The organism is Burkholderia sp. BCC1972 (genome assembly GCF_905339605.1).
Taxonomy (GTDB): Bacteria; Pseudomonadota; Gammaproteobacteria; order Burkholderiales; family Burkholderiaceae; genus Burkholderia.
On record NZ_CAJPGH010000027.1, the window covers coordinates 67,400 to 84,447 of the forward strand.

The 17,048-nt window shown below is 67.4% G+C and carries 18 protein-coding genes and 1 tRNA gene; 12 read left to right on the top strand and 7 right to left on the bottom strand.

Annotated elements, in window-relative coordinates; genetic code table 11:
* Position 1: 1 nt before the first annotated feature.
* The gene (locus U5798_RS29790) at positions 2 to 421 is read right to left on the bottom strand and encodes an ATP--cob(I)alamin adenosyltransferase (RefSeq protein WP_322084052.1); all 420 of its coding nucleotides are present in this window, start codon (positions 419 to 421) and stop codon (positions 2 to 4) included.
* A gap of 124 nt (positions 422 to 545) precedes the next feature.
* Positions 546 to 1,346, bottom strand: a complete 801-nt coding sequence (locus U5798_RS29795; RefSeq protein ID WP_322084053.1) for a helix-turn-helix transcriptional regulator — start codon at positions 1,344 to 1,346, stop codon at positions 546 to 548.
* Positions 1,347 to 1,515: 169 nt separating this feature from the next.
* Here U5798_RS29795 and U5798_RS29800 point away from each other — a divergent pair, with 169 nt between their 5' ends.
* From U5798_RS29800 to U5798_RS29810, 3 genes are all read left to right on the top strand, one after another.
* Positions 1,516 to 2,142, top strand: coding sequence for a LysE family translocator (locus tag U5798_RS29800; protein ID WP_059237464.1), 627 nt, complete (start codon positions 1,516 to 1,518; stop codon positions 2,140 to 2,142).
* A 13-nt stretch (positions 2,143 to 2,155) separates the two neighbouring features.
* Positions 2,156 to 2,908 (top strand): class I SAM-dependent methyltransferase, encoded by a 753-nt coding sequence (locus tag U5798_RS29805; protein WP_322084054.1) that lies wholly within the window; start codon positions 2,156 to 2,158, stop codon positions 2,906 to 2,908.
* A 103-nt stretch (positions 2,909 to 3,011) separates the two neighbouring features.
* A complete protein-coding gene (locus tag U5798_RS29810) occupies positions 3,012 to 3,605 on the top strand; it encodes a nuclear transport factor 2 family protein (protein WP_322084055.1) in 594 nt (197 codons plus the stop codon).
* Between the two features lie 30 nt (positions 3,606 to 3,635).
* Here U5798_RS29810 and rtcR read toward each other — a convergent pair whose 3' ends face one another.
* Positions 3,636 to 5,252, bottom strand: coding sequence for an RNA repair transcriptional activator RtcR (rtcR, locus tag U5798_RS29815; RefSeq protein ID WP_322084056.1), 1,617 nt, complete (start codon positions 5,250 to 5,252; stop codon positions 3,636 to 3,638).
* Between the two features lie 335 nt (positions 5,253 to 5,587).
* Between rtcR and U5798_RS29820 the strand changes: the two genes are divergently transcribed.
* The 5 genes from U5798_RS29820 (at position 5,588) to U5798_RS29840 (ending at position 10,599) form a co-directional block, all read left to right on the top strand.
* A tRNA-Phe gene (locus U5798_RS29820) sits at positions 5,588 to 5,660 on the top strand.
* Positions 5,661 to 5,917: 257 nt separating this feature from the next.
* Positions 5,918 to 7,057, top strand: a complete 1,140-nt coding sequence (locus U5798_RS29825) for a slipin family protein (protein WP_322084057.1) — start codon at positions 5,918 to 5,920, stop codon at positions 7,055 to 7,057.
* 61 nt (positions 7,058 to 7,118) lie between these two features.
* Positions 7,119 to 8,342, top strand: coding sequence for an RtcB family protein (locus U5798_RS29830; RefSeq protein WP_322084058.1), 1,224 nt, complete (start codon positions 7,119 to 7,121; stop codon positions 8,340 to 8,342).
* A gap of 55 nt (positions 8,343 to 8,397) precedes the next feature.
* On the top strand, positions 8,398 to 9,213 hold the full coding sequence (locus U5798_RS29835) for a nucleotidyltransferase domain-containing protein (protein ID WP_322084059.1): 816 nt from the start codon (positions 8,398 to 8,400) through the stop codon (positions 9,211 to 9,213).
* A gap of 234 nt (positions 9,214 to 9,447) precedes the next feature.
* Positions 9,448 to 10,599, top strand: coding sequence for a DUF1176 domain-containing protein (locus U5798_RS29840; RefSeq protein ID WP_322084060.1), 1,152 nt, complete (start codon positions 9,448 to 9,450; stop codon positions 10,597 to 10,599).
* 9 nt (positions 10,600 to 10,608) lie between these two features.
* Here U5798_RS29840 and U5798_RS29845 read toward each other — a convergent pair whose 3' ends face one another.
* A complete protein-coding gene (locus U5798_RS29845) occupies positions 10,609 to 11,277 on the bottom strand; it encodes an O-methyltransferase (protein WP_322084061.1) in 669 nt (222 codons plus the stop codon).
* 149 nt (positions 11,278 to 11,426) lie between these two features.
* On the opposite strand from U5798_RS29845, the gene U5798_RS29850 reads away from it, so the two are divergent.
* Positions 11,427 to 12,722 carry an O-acetylhomoserine aminocarboxypropyltransferase/cysteine synthase family protein gene (locus U5798_RS29850; RefSeq protein ID WP_322084062.1) on the top strand — a complete coding sequence of 432 codons (1,296 nt, stop codon included), beginning with the start codon at positions 11,427 to 11,429 and terminating at the stop codon, positions 12,720 to 12,722.
* 162 nt (positions 12,723 to 12,884) lie between these two features.
* On the top strand, positions 12,885 to 13,610 hold the full coding sequence (locus tag U5798_RS29855; protein WP_322084063.1) for a hypothetical protein: 726 nt from the start codon (positions 12,885 to 12,887) through the stop codon (positions 13,608 to 13,610).
* 14 nt (positions 13,611 to 13,624) lie between these two features.
* On the opposite strand, the gene U5798_RS29860 is transcribed toward U5798_RS29855, so the two are convergent.
* Together U5798_RS29860 and U5798_RS29865 are read right to left on the bottom strand one after the other, a co-directional pair.
* The gene (locus U5798_RS29860; protein WP_124455843.1) at positions 13,625 to 14,128 is read right to left on the bottom strand and encodes a hypothetical protein; all 504 of its coding nucleotides are present in this window, start codon (positions 14,126 to 14,128) and stop codon (positions 13,625 to 13,627) included.
* A gap of 66 nt (positions 14,129 to 14,194) precedes the next feature.
* The gene (locus tag U5798_RS29865) at positions 14,195 to 14,470 is read right to left on the bottom strand and encodes a DUF4148 domain-containing protein (protein ID WP_322084064.1); all 276 of its coding nucleotides are present in this window, start codon (positions 14,468 to 14,470) and stop codon (positions 14,195 to 14,197) included.
* Between the two features lie 314 nt (positions 14,471 to 14,784).
* Between U5798_RS29865 and U5798_RS29870 the strand changes: the two genes are divergently transcribed.
* Positions 14,785 to 15,954, top strand: a complete 1,170-nt coding sequence (locus U5798_RS29870; RefSeq protein WP_322084065.1) for a porin — start codon at positions 14,785 to 14,787, stop codon at positions 15,952 to 15,954.
* A 201-nt stretch (positions 15,955 to 16,155) separates the two neighbouring features.
* On the opposite strand, the gene U5798_RS29875 is transcribed toward U5798_RS29870, so the two are convergent.
* Positions 16,156 to 16,395: a hypothetical protein gene (locus U5798_RS29875; protein WP_322084066.1), complete on the bottom strand. Its 240-nt coding sequence runs from the start codon at positions 16,393 to 16,395 to the stop codon at positions 16,156 to 16,158.
* Positions 16,396 to 16,691: 296 nt separating this feature from the next.
* Between U5798_RS29875 and U5798_RS29880 the strand changes: the two genes are divergently transcribed.
* On the top strand, positions 16,692 to 16,979 hold the full coding sequence (locus tag U5798_RS29880; RefSeq protein WP_124455840.1) for a DUF4148 domain-containing protein: 288 nt from the start codon (positions 16,692 to 16,694) through the stop codon (positions 16,977 to 16,979).
* The last annotated feature ends 69 nt before the right edge of the window (positions 16,980 to 17,048 follow it).

Consider the following 17,048-nt stretch of genomic DNA (forward strand, 5'->3'; position numbering starts at 1 on the left):
TTCAGGCGTTCGCCGCCGCCATGCTGCGCGCGGGTTCGGCGAGCAGCCGCTGCGCGAGCGCCAGCGCGTCGTCGCGGGTCGCGGCCGCGTTCAACGGATAGCCCCAGACCTTCTCGAACGCCCCCGAAAATGCATCGAGCGCCGCACGCCGTGCCGCATCGGGCTCGATCGCGATCATCGCGGGGATCCATTCGCGCGACTGCGCGCGGTGGGCCTTGCTCCACCTCGCGAGCTGCTTGCGCATCTCGTGGTCGGTGTCGCCGCGATCGCCGCCGGACGGCGCATCGTCGGTCAGAAGAACGAAGCGTTCGCCGCGCGCCAGCAACGCGTCGAGTTCGGCGATCAGTCGGGCGGGCTCGAGGTGCGTCGAACCGCCGTAACGCAGCCAGACAAACGGGAATTCCGTCGTGTTGATGTGCATGTCGACCTCCAGATGAGAACGATTCTCATTTTATGAATCGAGGTCGAACGCGTCATTTCTCATCCCGGCCAACTGCTTTTCCAATCCGGCCAAACGCGCGTGGACATCGGCGCGCCCCGGTCGTTCAGCGTTGCCGATCGGTCAGGAACTGCGTCGGCGACTTGCCGGTCGCCTTGCGGAACATCGTCACGAAGCTGCTCGCGCTCTCGTAGCCGAGGTCGATCGCGATCTGGTGCACACGGCGGCCGGTCGTCAGCATCCGCAGCGACAGCGCGACGTGCAGCCGCCGGCGCCAGTCGCCGAGGCTCATTCCAAGCTCCTTCGTCGCGAGCCGTGTGAGGCTGCGCTCGCTGATGCCCGCGCGCCGCGCAAGTTCGGGCAGCGGCGACCTGTCGGCCGGATCGTCGAGCAGATGGTCGATCAGCTTGCGCAGCCGGCGATCGGCCGGCATCGGCAGGTACAGGTCCTCGACCGGCGCCGCGGCGAGTTCGTCGAGCAGCGTCGCCATCAGCCGCCCTTGCGGCCCGTCGACGTCGTACAGGTTCGGGAAGCTCGCGGCCTTCAGCAGCAGTTCGCGCAGCAGCGGCGACACGGACAGCGTGCAGCAGTGCGCGGGCAGGTCGAGCGCGGCGTCGGGTTCGACCAGCACCGCGTAGAAGGTCGCGCCGGCCGAGCCGCGCGCCGCATGCGGGACGTCGCCGGGAATCCATACCGTGCATTGGGGTGGCGCGCTCCACACGCCGCCGTCGATCTCGCAATAGACGACACCCGACAGCGTATAGAGCAGTTGCGCCTGGCGATGGCGGTGCCGCTCCAGCCGCCATTCGGGTTCGACGACCGAGCCGCCGAACACGACGAGCGGACGCGGCACGTGATAGATCTCGGCGTCCGCGGCAGGATCGGTGGTCGGTGGAAGCTCGCGCATGGGACGGTAGGCGGTGGAAGAAGCCGGACGCCGTGCCGCGCGTCGTTTCGTGCTTATACCAGAAAGGCGCGGGCACGGTCGGGCCGTTCGGGCGCCGCGTCGGCAGCCGCACGCCGAACCGAATACAATGCCCCGATCCCCGCCGCCGCGCCAACCTGCCGGAGCCGCCATGTTCGACCTGACCACGCTGACCACCTTCACGGCCGTCGTCCTGGGCCTGTTCCTGATCCCCGGCCCCGCCGTGCTGCTCGTGCTGAGCCGCACCGTGCAGGGCGGGCGCAAGACCGGCATCCTGACCGGCCTGGGCGTCGCGAGCGGCGACTTCGTACACACGCTGTTCGCGGCCGTCGGGCTGTCCGCGCTGCTGATGACGTCGGCGCTCGCGTTCAACGTCGTGAAGCTGGTCGGCGCCGCGTACCTGATCTATCTCGGCGTGCGCGCGCTGCTGGAGAAGGCGTCCGATCCGTCGCTGCCGCAAGTGTCGCCCGTCACGCCGCTCAAGGCGTACCTGCAGGCGATTCCCGCCGAAGTGCTGAATCCGAAGACCGCGCTGTTCTTCCTCGCGTTCATGCCGCAATTCGTCCACCCCGAGCGCGGCTCGACGTTCGTGCAGTTCGCGGTGCTCGGGCTGATCTTCGTCGTGCTCAGCTCGCTCTATACGACGCTGATCGCGTGCTCGATCCGCCCGCTCGGCCGCATCGTGAAGCGGCTCACGTGGCTCACGCGCTGGCAGGGCAAGATCATCGGCTCGATCTTCATCGCGCTCGGGCTGCGTGTGGCCGTGCAGCAGCGCTGATCCGCGCGGCCGCATGACGCCCGCAGACCCGGACCGCCTCTACACCGACCCGCGCCTCGTCTCGGTCTACGACCTGTTCAACGCGGGCGATCAGGACTTCGCGTTCTATGCCGCCGTGATCGGCGCCGCGCCGCGGCGCATCCTCGATCTCGGCTGCGGCACCGGCACGTTCGCGCGCCGGCTCGCGGCGGCCGGGCATGACGTTATCGCGATCGACCCGGCGCCGGCGATGATCGAGTACGCACGACGCCAAGCGGGCGCCGACACCGTGCGCTGGCTCGCATGCGAACTCGGCAGCCTGCCGCCCGGCGCGCCGTTCGATGCGGTCGTGATGACCGGGCACGCGTTCCAGTGCCTGCTGACCGACGATGAAATCGACGCGACGCTGCATGGCGTGCGACGCGTGCTCGCCGATGGCGGCCGCTTCCTGTTCGACACCCGCAATCCGCGCGTCGAGCCGTGGCGTGCATGGACGCCCTCGCAGTCGGCAAGCAGCGTCGAATCGCACGACTTCGGACGCGTCGATCTCCATCACGCGGTGCGTGCGGTGGACGGCGCGATCGTGACGTTCGACACGCACTACCGCTTCCGCCGCGACGACACGCTCCTGACGAACACGAGCCGGCTGCGTTTCATCACGCAACCCGAACTGCTCGCACGCGTGGCGGCAGCCGGTTTCGCGTCGGCCGAGTGGTGCGGCAACTGGCAACGCGCACCGTTCGACGAAGCGACCAGCGCGGAGATCATCGCGATCTGCCGCGCGTGACGGCGCTTTTATCGAGCACGCATCAGCCCACGACAGGCAGCGTATCCACCGCATACGCATGCCGGATCGTGCGGCCCGATTTTCCGACACTGGAGGTTCGACCATGCCCTTCCCGCTTCATCCCGCGACGATTCGCGCGCTGCTCGAATGCTATCTGCGCGCGAAAGACCTGAACCATCCGCCACTGATCGCCGACTGCTTCGCGGCCGATGCCGAGCTGAGCTTTTCGCTCGCGAGCGACGATATCGATTTTCCGCCGCGCGTGACCGGCGCGGCTGCCATTGCGCGCACGCTGGTCGAGGAATTCGGCGAGCGGTTCGAGCAGTGCCGGACCTATTACGTCTGCACGGAACCGGGGGTCGACGCGCATGGCGTCAGCCGCATGCCGTGGCTCGTCGTGATGCGGCAGAAGGACAGCGGCGCGCTGCGGATCGGGCATGGCACGTATCGCTGGCAGTTCGCGGGGGATGACGCAAGCGAAGACGTCGCGCGAATTGCCGCGCTGCATATTCATATCGCGCGGATGGATACGGTCGACGATCCGCAGTCGCTGAAGCTCGGCACGCTGCATGCGGCGTTCGGATATCCGTGGCTGCCGGCGCATGCGTTCGCGAGCGGACTTGCGGATATCGCGGCGGCTCACCCGGATTGGGGATTCCTGGCACCGTTTCACGACGCGGCGACTGCGGCAGCCTGACCAATCGCGCCAGCCGCGCCACCGCGTTCGTCACGCCCCACCGAGCGCCTGCCGCACGCCCTCCCAATCGAGCCCGAACCGCGCGAGATACTTGCGCAGCCGGTCCGCATCGTTCGGTTGCTTCTTGCTCTGCCGCGACACTGCGAACAGCGTGCGCCCGGCTTCCGACAGGCTCGCCGATTCTCGGCACACGTCGAGCACGCGTTCGAGCTGCGCACGGTCGAACAGGTCGAGTTCCGCCGCACGCGCGCCGAACACTGCGTCGACGCACATGTCGACCGCCCCCGCGCCCGCCGGCGACGACCACGTGCGCGTCAGCCGCTCGACTTCCTGCTCGGCGAGTTCCTCGGTAATCCGCCCCGCATCGGCCAGCGTCGCCATCCGCGTGACCGACGCCGACAGTTCGCGGAAGTTGCCGGCCCACGCCGCGCGCGGCGACGCGGCGAACGCGAGATAGCGCCGCTTCGCCTCCACGTTGAAACGCACCTGCTCGCCCTGCTCGCGGCCGAAGCGGTCGAGTTCGAATTCGAGGTTCGGCTCGATGTCCTCGCGGCGTTCCGCGAGCCCCGGCAATTCGTACGTCCATAGATTGATCCGCGCATAGAGATCCTCGCGGAACGTGCCGGCCGCCACCATCTGCCGCAGGTCGCGATGCGTGCCCGCGATCAGCTCGAAATCGCTGGTCGCCTCGACGTCCGCGCCGACCGGCAGGAAGCGCTTTTCCTCGATCGCCTTCAGCAGCATCGCCTGCTCGTCGAGCCCGAGTTCGCCGATCTCGTCGAGAAACAGCAGCCCGCCGTCGGCCGCGCGCAGCAGCCCCGCGCGCGCCGACTGCGCGCCCGTGAACGCGCCCTTCACGTGACCGAACAACGTCGACATCGCCGCGTCGCCGCGCAGCGTCGCGCAGTTGATCTCGATGAACGGCCCCGCGAGCCGATGGCGGCCGCGCTTCAGCTCGTACACGCGCTTCGCGAGAAACGACTTGCCGGCGCCCGTCGGGCCGACCAGCAGCATCGGTGCGCGCGAACGCACGGCCACGCGCTCCAGTTGCTCGATCAGCGCGTTGAAGCGCGCGTTGCGCGTCGCGATGCCGGCCTTCAGGAACGACACCGTTTCGTCGCGCTCGCGCGTGAAGCGCTGCGCGATCCGGTTGTAGCGCGACAGGTCGAGATCGATCACCGAGATCGTGCCCGGCCCGCTCGGCCCCTCGTCGGTCCGCTGCGGCGGCCCCGTCTGAACGAGGCGCGCAGGCAGGTAGCGCGCTTCTGCCAGCAGGAACCAGCAGATCTGCGCGACGTGCGTGCCGGTCGTGATGTGGATCAGGTAATCCTCGTGCTCGAGGTCGAACGGATACGCGCGTGCGAAGTCGTGGAGCGTCGCGTAGACCTCCTCGAAATCCCACGGGTCGTGGAGCGTGACCGGCGTGAGCCGCACGTCGGTCTGCGGCGACAGCCGCGCAAGATCGTCCCGCACCTGGTTGGCGAGACGCGTGTAGTCCTGCGGATGCAGCAGTTCGAGCCGGTCGATCGGCAGGTCGGGCTGCTCGCACAGCGAAATCGTCGGCCGCCATTTGCGGTAACGGCGCGGCGCGCGGCCGCCCTGGTCGAGCACGGTGCCGAGGAAACCGATGGCGACGGTCTTTCGCATATTTATCTCATGGGATAAGAAGCGATCCCATTGTATCGGATTCCCTGGATGACATATCCACAGAGCATCGCCCCAAAGAAACCCGCCTCAAAAAATCCCCTTTACTTTCAATGAATTAAAAATATTCAACGCGCAAACACGCCCACTGGCACGCTCCTCGCTAAATAGAAGACGCCGGATGTCCCGCTGGCCCGCGAGCCAGGGTTCAACAAGCCCTGCTGGTGCGCCGCCGCCGAACCTCGTTCGTCGCGGCAGCGCATGCCGCCATGGACAGATGAAGGCAAAGGGGCGCGCGCCAGGATGCCTCGTCCGGGTTCGAATCCCGGAGCGCCCATTGTTCGGAAGCTCAGTCAGGTGGAGCAGCCGGCGAAAGCCGGCCGGTGGCGGGTTCGAATCCCGCTCGAACACTGTCCGCAAGGACAGTCTCGTTATGAAAGCAGTACCCGCCGGTGCGGGCCGACAGGCCCGCCGCGCGTCGGACCGGTTGCGGTTCCGCGCGATCGGCCGGGCGGCCGCACGGCCGGTGCGAATGCGCACGACGACGCGATGCAGGATGCGTCGCCGTGCACTTCGACGCCGGCCAGCGCGCCGCCCGCCCGGTTGCGTCGCACCGCGATCCGCACGATGCGCGTCACCCGGCGGTCATTGAAAAAAAGGACAAGAATATGTGGATGCGTCATGTAGTGAAAAAGAACGAACGCGCGCTGCTGATGAGCGAAGGCGATTTCGTGAAGGTGCTGGAACCGGGCGTGTTCAAGGCCTTCGATCCGTTCAAGCGCCTGTCGGTGCAGACCGCGCGTCTCGACGCGCCGCTCGCCGACGCCGCGCTGGCCGACTACCTGCGTCACGACGCACCGGACGTGCTCGCGCGGTACTTCGTCGCGATGGATCTCGCCGACGACGAAGCGGGCCTGCGCTATGAAGACGACGTGCTCGTCGAGATCCTGGCGCCCGGTACGCGCCGGCTGTACTGGCGCGGCCTGGCCGCGCACCGTCTCGAACGCGTCGACCTCACGCAGGACAGCCTGCTGCCGGCCGCGCTCGTGAAGCGCATCGCGCAACCGGCGCTGCGGGCGCGCGGCGTGGCGGGCCTGACGGGCGTGCTGCTGGCACAGGTGCCGGCGTACCACGTCGGTGTGCTGAAGATCGACGGCAAGATCGAGCGGTTGCTGGACGCGGGTACCTCGGCGTTCTGGCGCTTCAACCGCGACGTCGCGGTCGAGCTCGTCGACCTGCGCCTGCAGGCGATCGAAGTCGGCGGACAGGAAATCCTGACGCGCGACAAGGTCGCGCTGCGGCTGAACCTGTCGGCGACGTGGTGCTATGCGGACGTGCTGCATGCGTTCGGCCAGCTGCAGAAGCCGGTCGAGCACCTGTACCGCGAGTTGCAGTTCGCGCTGCGCTCGGCGGTCGGCACGCGCTCGCTCGACGAGCTGCTGGAGGACAAGCAGTCGATCGACGAGGTCGTGATCGCGCAGGTGCGTGCCCGTCTCGGCGATTCGGGCGTGGACGTGCGCAGCGTCGGCGTGAAGGATATCGTGCTGCCGGGCGACATGAAGACGATCCTCGCGCAGGTGGTCGAGGCGGAGAAGTCCGCGCAGGCGAACGTGATTCGCCGCCGCGAGGAAACGGCGGCCACGCGTTCGCTGCTGAACACCGCGAAGGTGATGGAAGAAAACCCGACCGCGCTGCGGCTCAAGGAGCTGGAAACGCTCGAGCGCGTCGCGGAACGGATCGATCGCATCTCGGTGTTCGGCGGCCTCGACCAGGTGCTGAACGGACTCGTCAGCATCAAGGGCACGTAATGCAGGACCCGGCGCGGCACACGCGTGTCGCGCCGGACGATCGAATGAATCAGGTGAGCAAATGAATCGCATGGATTATCAGGTAATGGAACTGGCGAACGGCAAGCCGGTGAAGATGTGGACGCAAGGCGTCGCCGTCGAGGACGAAGCGCGCGCGCAGCTGCGCAACACCGCGCAGATGCCGTTCGTCTTCAGCCACATCGCGGTGATGCCGGACGTCCACCTCGGCAAGGGCTCGACGATCGGCAGCGTGATTCCGACGAAGGGCGCGATCATCCCGGCCGCGGTCGGCGTCGACATCGGCTGCGGGATGATGGCCGCACGCACGACGCTCACAGCGTCCGACCTGCCGGATTCGCTGGGCGGGCTGCGCAGCGCGATCGAACGCGCGGTGCCGCACGGCCGCGCGCCGGGCCGCCGCGATCCGGGCGCGTGGGGCGATCGCACGCCGGCCGCCGTGACCGAATCGTGGAAGTCGCTGCAGCCGGGCTTCCAGCGGATCGTCGACAAGTATCCGAAGCTGGAAAAGACCAACCACTACGCGCATCTCGGCACGCTCGGCACCGGCCACCACTTCATCGAAGTGTGCGTCGACGAAGCGGACCACGTGTGGTTCATGCTGCACAGCGGCTCGCGCGGCGTCGGCAATGCGATCGGCAGCCTGTTCATCGAACTCGCGCAGGCCGACATGCGCCAGCACATCGCGAACCTGCCGGACCGCAACCTCGCGTATTTCACCGAAGGCAGCCGGCACTTCGACGATTACGTCGAAGCGGTCGGCTGGGCGCAGGACTACGCACGGCGCAACCGGCAGGCCATGATGGACGCGGTGATCGCTGCGACGCGCGGCGTGATCGCGAAGCCGTTCGCGGTCGACGAGCACGCGGTGAACTGCCACCACAACTACGTGCAGCGCGAACGCCATTTCGGCGAAGACGTGCTCGTGACGCGCAAGGGTGCGGTGTCCGCGCAGAAGGGGCAACTGGGGATCATTCCGGGCTCGATGGGCGCGAAGAGCTTCATCGTGCGCGGGCTCGGCAACCCGGAAAGCTTCTGCTCGTGCAGCCACGGCGCGGGCCGGACGATGAGCCGCACCGAAGCGAAGCGCCGCTTCACGGCCGACGACCAGGTGAAGGCCACGCAGGGCGTCGAATGCCGGAAGGACGCTGGCGTCGTCGACGAAATCCCGATGGCCTACAAGGACATCGACGCGGTGATGGCGGCCCAGCGCAGCCTCGTCGAAGTGGTGTACACGCTGCGCCAGGTGGTGTGCGTGAAGGGATAGCGCGGTGCGCGGCCGATGGCCGGCGGCCGCGCGCGAAGAAAGGGAAACGACAACCATGAAAACGGAAAACACCATGACGCCCGTGCGCAGCGCGCATCCGGTCGCCCCGGCCGTGCGGGCGCGCGTGATGGCGGAACTCGCGGAAGTCGAGCGCCGCCACGACGTGAGCGTGCTGTTCGCGTGCGAATCGGGCAGCCGCGGCTGGGGCTTCGCGTCACCGGACAGCGACTACGACGTGCGCTTCGTGTACGTGCATCGGCGCGACTGGTACCTGAGCGTCGAAGCGCAACGCGACGTGATCGAGCGGCCGCTCGATGACGAGCTCGACGTGAGCGGCTGGGAGCTGCGCAAGGCCTTGCAACTGCTGCGCCGCTCGAACCCGACGCTGCTCGAATGGCTCGACTCGCCGGTCGTGTATCGCGAAGATGCACGCTGGGCGCCGCGGCTCCGGTCGCTGGCGGCGGCATTCTTCTCGCCGGTACGCGGGCGCCATCACTACCTCGCGATGGCGAAGAAGAACTTTCGCGGCTATCTGCAAGGCGACACCGTGCGTTACAAGAAGTACCTGTACGTGCTGCGGCCGCTGCTCGCGGTGCGCTGGATCGACATGGGGCTCGGCATGCCGCCGATGCGCTTCGCCGATCTCGTCGACGGCACCGTGCACGAGCCGGCGGTGCGCATGGAACTCGATGCGTTGCTCGCGCTGAAGATGCGCGCGAACGAAAGCGAGTACGGGCCGCGCCGGCCCGCGATCCACGCGCTCGTCGAGTCGATGCTTGCCGATGTCGAACACGACCGCGAATACAAGCGGCCGTGGGGCGACGTGGCGATGCTCGACACGTTCCTGCGCGACGTGGTCGACTGTCGCTGAAAGACGGACGGCGCGGTGCCTGCGGGCATCGCGCCGTCGGTCCATCTGCCGCTGTTGCCGGCCCGCCGGCAACATGCATACCCGCCTGCGACGGGTCGTGACATCGATCGCACTTCGCGGCAGCGGTATACTTGTCGCCGTTCGCGTCGTTGCACTCGACCTGCACCGCTTGCTGACGATGCGCTTGCAGTCCGGCATCTTCCGCCCGCCCTTTCACCGTCGATACGAACCGTCATGCCGCACCGTTTTCCGCTTGCCCTCGCCGTCCTCCTCGCCGTTTCCCCGATCGCTGCACAGGCCCGCCCGCTCGCGCGGCCGCCGGTCGAGCGCGATTTCAAGAGCTGGTCGGTCGTCTGCGACAACGGCAATCGCTGCGTGGCCGAAAGCCATGCGGACGATATCGACGATGCCCGCCCCACGCTCATCCTGCGCTTGACGCGCGATGCCGGCCCCGATGCGCAACCGTCGCTCGACCTCTACGCGTCGGCGCCGCTGGACCTGCGTACCGCACGCGTCGACGGCCGCCCGTTCGACGCGGTGCCGGCGCAATGGCATGCGTTCGGCGACAAGAGCGACGACCAGGCACACCCGTTCCGGGTCCGCACGAACGATCCGGCGACGGTGGCCGCCTGGCTCTCCGCATCGCGCAACGCACAAGCGTTGAGCTTCGGCGATCCGGCATCGGCGCACACCGCGCGTACGCCGTTGTCGGGATTGAATGCCGCGCTGCTGCTGATCGACGATACGCAGGGCCGCATCGGCACGGTCACCGCGCTGCTGCACCCCGGCACCAAGCCTGCGTCGTCGGTGCCGCCCGCACCGGCGCTGCCGCCCGCGGTCACGCCGGCGCCGCCGCCCGTCGCGAACCTGTCGGCGGCCGAACAGCGTCCGCTCGTCGACGCGGTGCTCGCAAAATTCGGCGCCGACGTGAAGCAATGCGCGGCCGACGTCGAAGACGAAATGTCCGCGGCCGATCGCAGGAAGGCGTCGAGCGCCGTCGCGATCTCGGCCGACGAGGCGCTCGTCGCGATCCCGTGCCAGACCAGCAGCATGTATAACCACACCGACCTGTGGTATCGCATCCGGCGCACCGCACCGTACGCACCGACGGCGATGAACTTCGGCGAGAACGCGAACGCAGGCCTCGATTCGGCATCGTTCCCGAACGAACTGACCGATGCCGGCTACGATCCGGCCAGCGCGATGCTGTCGAGCAAGGTGCGGTTGCGCAGTGCCGGCGATTGCGGCTCGACCGCGTCGTGGATCTTCGACGGCCGGCGCTTCCTGCTCGACGACATCGCGACGCACGGCACCTGCAACGGGCTGTTCCAGGACCAGTGGCCGCGCCTGTACCGCCGCGCCGACGCGGCCGCCGGCGCGCACTGACGCGTCAGGTCACGCGCCGACGATCGAGATCGAGAACCCGTCCCAGCCCTTCTGTCCGACCGTCTGCACGGCCGTCGTCGTGAGCGCCGGCTCGGCCGCGAGACGCGCGAACCCGGCGCGCACGCCGACCACGTCGGGCTCGCGATTGTCCGGATCGGCCACGCGCCCGCCCCGCACGACGTTGTCGACGACGATCACCGTGCCGGGCCGCGACAGCTTCAGCGCCGCGTCGAGATAGATCGCGTTGTTGTCCTTGTCCGCATCGATGAAGATGAAATCGAACGGTGCCTCCCCGGCGTCGACGAGCCGCGCGAGGCTCTCCTTCGCGCTGCCCACTACCACCGACACCGCCTCCGCGAACCCGGCGTGCGCGATGTTCCGCGTCGCGACCTTCGCATGCTCGGGATTCAGCTCGAGCGTCACGAGCGTGCCGCCGGGCGGCAATGCGCGCGCGAGCCAGATCGTGCTGTAGCCGCCGAGCGTGCCGACTTCGAGGATGCGGCGCGCGCCGCGGATCGTCGCGAGCAGCTGCAGCAGCTTGCCCTGGTTCGGCGCGACGTTGATCGCGGGCAGCCCGGCCGCGTCGCTTGCCGCCAGCGCGGCGTCGAGCGCATCGTCGGACGGCACGAGCGTCGCGGAGAAATACGCATCCACCTGGTTCCACTGGTCCTGATCCATCGCGCACCTTTCGTCTGCGGGAAAAGGGCATTCTATGCGCGACGCCCCCATAAGCAACCAACCATTCGTTCTAAGGAACGCAGCGCACGTGCTCCTATAATCGCCCGACGGCAGGACCCTCGACCTTCACAACAACAAACGGAGCACCCATGACCGATCAGGCCAATCCGAACTGGCGTCTCGAAACCATCGCCGTGCACGGCGGTTATCGCCCCGACCCGACCACGCGCGCGGTCGCCGTCCCGATCTACCAGACTGTCGCATACGCATTCGACGACACGCAGCACGGCGCCGACCTGTTCGACCTGAAGGTCCAGGGCAACATCTATACGCGGATCATGAACCCGACCACGGACGTGCTCGAGCAGCGGATCGCCGCGCTCGAGGGCGGCATCGGCGCGCTGGCGCTGGCATCGGGCCAGTCCGCCGTCACGTACGCGATCCAGACGATCGCCGAAGCCGGCGACAACATCGTGTCCGCGAGTTCGCTGTACGGCGGCACCTACAACCTGTTCGCGCACACGCTGCCGCAGTACGGGATCACCACGCGCTTCGCCGATCCGCGCGACCCCGCGTCGTTCGGACCGCTGATCGATGCGCGCACGAAGGCGATCTTCGCGGAATCGGTCGGCAACCCGCTCGGCAACGTCACCGACATCGCCGCGCTCGCGGAAGTCGCGCATCGCCACGGCATCCCGCTGATCGTCGACAACACGGTGCCGTCGCCGTACCTGCTGCGCCCGTTCGAGCACGGCGCGGACATCGTCGTGCACTCGCTGACGAAATATCTCGGCGGGCACGGCACGAGCCTCGGCGGCGCGATCGTCGATTCGGGCAAGTTCCCGTGGGCCGACCATGCCGACCGCTTCAAGCGGCTGAACGAGCCGGACGTCAGCTACCACGGCGTCGTCTATACGGAAGCGTTCGGGCCGGCCGCCTACATCGGCCGCGCGCGCGTGGTGCCGCTGCGCAACATGGGCGCGGCGATCTCGCCGTTCAACGCGTTCCAGATCCTGCAGGGCATCGAGACGCTGGCATTGCGTGTCGAGCGGATCAGCGACAACGCGCTGAAGATCGCGCAGCATCTCGCGCGCCACGAGCACGTCGAGTGGGTGAACTATGCGGGCCTGCCCGATCACCCCGACCATCCGCTCGTCGCACGCTACCTGTCGGGCCGCGCGCCGGGCATCCTGACGTTCGGCGTGAAAGGCGGCCGCGACGGCGGCGCGAAGTTCCAGGACGCGCTGAAGCTGTTCACGCGGCTCGTCAACATCGGCGACACGAAGTCGCTCGCGACGCACCCCGCGTCGACGACGCACCGGCAGCTGTCGCCGGCCGAACTCGCGAAGGCCGGCGTGAAGGAAGAAACGGTGCGGCTGTCGATCGGCATCGAGCATATCGACGACCTGCTCGCCGACCTCGACCAGGCGCTCGCGCAGCTTTGACCGGAACAGGCGTGCCGGCCGACCGGTGCGCTCCGCGTCAAATGCCTTGACCTTGAAGCGGCTTCAAGGTGTTCAATCGCCGGTTGATGCCGGGGCGACACCCGGCGCGTACGATCGTGCGACGCAGCCTGCGCTGCGGCACGCCAACCGCCGAGGGGCCTCATGACACCGACCGCGAAGCTTGCGCTGCTCACGTTACCGCCCGTGCTGGCGGCCTGTTTCGGCGCCCTCGCGGCCGCGTGGCGTGCGCCCGGCCCGAAGACGTCGAGCGTCATCCAGCATTTCACCGGCGGCATCGTGTTCGCGGCCGCCGCGCTCGAACTGCTGCCGCAAGACCGCGCGCATGCGCTGTTTCCGGTCGTCGTCGGGTTCGTGCTCGGCCTCGCGCTGATGCTCGCGATCCGCGCGCTGTCGGGCGCGATCGAGACACGCTTCGAGGAAGCGCGGCTCCCTGTGAGCCTGATCGTCGTCACCGCGATCGACCTCGTCGTCGACGGCCTCGTGCTCGGCATCGCGTTCTCGGCCAGCGACGAAAGCGGCATCATCCTGACCGTCGCGCTGACGCTCGAAGTGTTGTTCCTCGCGCTGTCGGTCAGCGCGGCGCTTGCCGCCGCCGGCATCGGCCGGCTGCTATCCATTGTCGTGCCGGTCGGGCTCGCGGCGCTGCTGAGCCTCGCGGCCGTGGCCGGCAACGCAGCGTTTGCCGGCCTGCCGGCGAACCTCTACGCGGCGCTGCTCGGGCTCGGCACCGTCGCGCTGCTGTACCTCGTGACCGAAGAACTGCTGGTCGAAGCGCACGAGGTGCCCGAAACGCCGTTCGCAACGGCCGCGTTCTTCATCGGCTTCATCGTGTTCTTCCTGCTCGAAGGGTCGGTGAAGGCCGGATAAGCCGTACGCGCCGGCTACCACGTCGTCGCGCCCGTCGGGTACGTATCGACGATACGCATGCCGTTCACGGGCGTGACGCCCGCGTTGCGCAACGCGGCCCACAGGTCGATCGCATGTTCGCGCGACTTGCGGCTGCCGTCGTCGGTCAGCACGTTCAGTGCGATGACTTCATCGCGCGTCGTCAACTGCAGCTGTTCCTTCAGCTTGCGCGACTGATGCGATGCGGTACGGACATCGCCGAGCACGATCCGCTTCTCCGTCATCGTCGACTCGCTTCCGGCATCGGCCGGCACGAACGTCAGCCGGCCGTTGCCGACCTCGCATTGCCCTCGCGTGAACGTCGCGGTCCACGCGCCGGCGGGCACGGCCGCGAATTCGCAGCGCATCCGCTCGTTCGCACGGCTGCCGACGTCATGGGCGGGCGCGTGCGACAGCGCACGTTCCGGCCAGCCGGCCGCCATCGCCGTCGTCGACATAAGACACGCCGCCAGCACGATTCCTTTCGCGATATTGCGCATGACACGCTCCTTTCCACATATGGATACGGCCGACGCGCATCGCGCCGCCCGGCCGTGAATGAACGATCAACGAACCGCAAAACGGTTGTCGTGCGCATCGACCATCGGCGCCTGCTCGCCGCGGTGAACAGTCGAGCGATGAATGTCCTGATTCCGCGCGATAGCAGCCGGGCTCGCCGGGTAATCGTGATTCGGGCTCGGGATCACGCCGTCGTGGCGCGCGCGCACCAGTTCCTGACGCACTTCCTGCCGAGTCCTGGATTGGGCGGCCACCGCCTGTGAGAAGGCCGCAATCGATAGTGCGGCAACTGCGACGGCGATCATCGGGCGCGGAATGTTCATGTTGCTTGCTCCTTGCTGGAAATCCGTGACGGGAGCCTTCACTTTGAGCCGGCGCCGGTGCGGAATCGTGATCGCAGCATGACGGTTTCGTCACCGCCCCCTCATCCCCTTCATCGCAGTCCGAATGAAATTTATCGCTCGATGCAGCACACATGACACGGCGATGACATTTTTCTCATTTGTCCCTCACCTCCACGATCCGAACGCTTTCCAGAATCGCCAGCGCGATCGCGATATTCCGGCATGCCACCACAGGCTCCGCGCCGGCATCGAACGATCCACGAAACGATCTTCTTGAACTTCAGGGGCACACCATGAAAACTCCAGTTCGGCTCGTCATGATGTCGGGTACGCTGCTCGCGGCCGCCCATGCGGCGCATGCGGCGCATGCGTCGGAAGTCACGCTGTACGGCCTGTTCGATACGTCGCTCACCTACGTGTGGAACGCCAACGCGGACGGCAGGAATCTCGTCGGCCTCGGCAACGGCAATCTGCTCGGCAACCGCTTCGGCGTGAAAGGCGCGGAAGACCTGGGCGGCGGGCTGAAAGCGCTCTTCACGCTGGAAAACGGCTTCAACCCGAACACCGGCGAACTCGGCCAGGGCAAGCGGATGTTCGGCCGGCAGGCGTTCGTCGGCCTCGAAAGCGCGCGCTGGGGCACGCTGACGCTCGGCCGCCAGTACGACGCGCTGGCGGACGTCGCATGGCCGGTCACCGGCGACTTCTACTTCGGCAGCGTGTACGCGACACCTGGCGACGTCGACAACTACGACACGTCGTCGCGCACCGACAACGCGGTGAAGTACACGTCACCCGTGATCGGCGGATTCCAGTTCGTCGGCATGTACGCGCTCGGCGGCGTGGCCGGCAAGAGCGGTGCGGGCCAGACCTGGTCGGCCGGCCTGTCGTACAGCAACGGCCCCGTCGACGTCGCGGGCGGCTACTATTACGCGGCCAACCGTTCAGCGCTCGCCGACGGCATCCGCACCGGCTGGAACGGCACGTCCGACGGCACGTTCGACGGATCGCTGGTCAACGGCGGCTACATTTCCGCGAAAGCGATCGGCATCGCGCGCGGTGCGTTGCGCTACAACTTCGCGCCGTTCGCGGTGGGCATCGACTACAGCAACGCACTGTACAAGGCCGACGCGATGTCCGCGTTCCGCAGCACGCAGAAGTACGACACCGCACGCGGCTTCTTCAACTATCAGGCAACGCCCAGCCTGCTCGTCGGCGTCGGCTACAGCTACACGCGTGCCCGCGGCGATACGGGCGCGACCTACCATCAGGTGTCCGCCGGCGCCGACTACGTGCTGTCGAAGCGCACCGATCTCTATGCGGTCGGTGCGTGGCAGCGCGCGAACGGCGAACAGCGCACGCTCGACGGCGGCACGCAAACGGCGCAGGCATCGATCGGCTCATACGGCTACGGCGGCACACGCACGCAGGGCATCGTCAACCTCGGGTTGCGCCACCGGTTCTGAGCGCAGCGGCCAGCCCGGCTCGCTGCGTGACGAAAATTTCATGTTGCGATCAGGTTCGCGATGCGTGATGTCGCTACGATCGGAACGGTAACGGGCCACGCCCGTTCCCACCCACGCAGCGGGTCGTTGTCGCACGGCACGATCACGCGTTAGGCCCGGACTCGTCGAGTACCGGGCCTTTTTTTGTCGCACGGCCGACGATCACGGTGCGGCATTGCGTTGCGGGAACAGGCACGCATGCGTTTTCACATACAGGTTCGGATTGCCGCAGCGATGGCCGGCATAGTCGATCTGCTCGCCGGGCATCAGGTCGACCGGCATCGGCTTGCGTGCAGCGGCCGGCGCGGCTGCGGTGGTGCCGGAACGTGTCGATGCGCAACCCGCGAACAGCGGGACGATCAGGACTGCGATCAAGGCTAGACGGATGGCGGGACGATCCACTTTTCGATCCGGAACGAGAGTCTGAACAGGGCCGCCCGCTTTCTATGCTGCTGCCGCGGACGGCACGAATGCCTTCGGCGCTGTCGGCCAACGGCAGACTTCATGTTCCGCTTCCCGCTCATCGCGCCCGTGACGCGAACATGACGGTTGCGTCATGTCGGTCAGGTCCCAACGACACGCTGCCTGCTTGCGCAATCTGACGGTTTTTTCATCTCGCGATCACGGTCACGCACGGTTGCTTTCGCATACTGGGTCCATGGTTCGCCACCCGGCGACCTGATCAAGGAGAGCACTCGATGAAAACGGCAAAACTCGCAGCACTGTTCGTCACCGCCACGCTGTCGCTCGGCATGGCCGCGCAGGCCGCATTCGCGGAAACGCAAACGCAGGGCAAGAGCCGCACGCAGGTCGTCAACGAACTGAAACAGGCGCAGCACGACGGCGTCGTGCCGGCCGGCAAGACGCAATACCCGCCGAGCGGCGAAATGGTCGCGCGCAACAAGGAGCTTCACGGGATTTCGGTGCATGGCGGCGAGAAGAAGCCGCAGGCCGATAACCACGACAACCTGACCGCGCGGCAATGACGCTCGGTCACGCGACCGTGGGCAGCGCGCCGCGCGCGGCCGCCTCATGGCGAACGCGCGCGCGTGCCC

What these genes read in the sequence shown, in the direction of transcription:
- U5798_RS29870 (WP_322084065.1), top strand. Translation starts at nt 14,785, where the DNA reads ATGAAAACTCCAGTTCGGCTCGTCATGATGTCGGGTACGCTGCTCGCG.
- U5798_RS29860 (WP_124455843.1), bottom strand. Translation starts at nt 14,128, where the DNA reads ATGCGCAATATCGCGAAAGGAATCGTGCTGGCGGCGTGTCTTATGTCG.
- U5798_RS29825 (WP_322084057.1), top strand. Translation starts at nt 5,918, where the DNA reads ATGTGGATGCGTCATGTAGTGAAAAAGAACGAACGCGCGCTGCTGATG.
- U5798_RS29865 (WP_322084064.1), bottom strand. Translation starts at nt 14,470, where the DNA reads ATGAACATTCCGCGCCCGATGATCGCCGTCGCAGTTGCCGCACTATCG.
- U5798_RS29830 (WP_322084058.1), top strand. Translation starts at nt 7,119, where the DNA reads ATGAATCGCATGGATTATCAGGTAATGGAACTGGCGAACGGCAAGCCG.
- U5798_RS29790 (WP_322084052.1), bottom strand. Translation starts at nt 421, where the DNA reads ATGCACATCAACACGACGGAATTCCCGTTTGTCTGGCTGCGTTACGGC.
- U5798_RS29795 (WP_322084053.1), bottom strand. Translation starts at nt 1,346, where the DNA reads ATGCGCGAGCTTCCACCGACCACCGATCCTGCCGCGGACGCCGAGATC.
- U5798_RS29800 (WP_059237464.1), top strand. Translation starts at nt 1,516, where the DNA reads ATGTTCGACCTGACCACGCTGACCACCTTCACGGCCGTCGTCCTGGGC.
- U5798_RS29805 (WP_322084054.1), top strand. Translation starts at nt 2,156, where the DNA reads ATGACGCCCGCAGACCCGGACCGCCTCTACACCGACCCGCGCCTCGTC.
- U5798_RS29835 (WP_322084059.1), top strand. Translation starts at nt 8,398, where the DNA reads ATGAAAACGGAAAACACCATGACGCCCGTGCGCAGCGCGCATCCGGTC.
- U5798_RS29880 (WP_124455840.1), top strand. Translation starts at nt 16,692, where the DNA reads ATGAAAACGGCAAAACTCGCAGCACTGTTCGTCACCGCCACGCTGTCG.
- U5798_RS29855 (WP_322084063.1), top strand. Translation starts at nt 12,885, where the DNA reads ATGACACCGACCGCGAAGCTTGCGCTGCTCACGTTACCGCCCGTGCTG.
- rtcR (WP_322084056.1), bottom strand. Translation starts at nt 5,252, where the DNA reads ATGCGAAAGACCGTCGCCATCGGTTTCCTCGGCACCGTGCTCGACCAG.
- U5798_RS29840 (WP_322084060.1), top strand. Translation starts at nt 9,448, where the DNA reads ATGCCGCACCGTTTTCCGCTTGCCCTCGCCGTCCTCCTCGCCGTTTCC.
- U5798_RS29810 (WP_322084055.1), top strand. Translation starts at nt 3,012, where the DNA reads ATGCCCTTCCCGCTTCATCCCGCGACGATTCGCGCGCTGCTCGAATGC.
- U5798_RS29845 (WP_322084061.1), bottom strand. Translation starts at nt 11,277, where the DNA reads ATGGATCAGGACCAGTGGAACCAGGTGGATGCGTATTTCTCCGCGACG.
- U5798_RS29850 (WP_322084062.1), top strand. Translation starts at nt 11,427, where the DNA reads ATGACCGATCAGGCCAATCCGAACTGGCGTCTCGAAACCATCGCCGTG.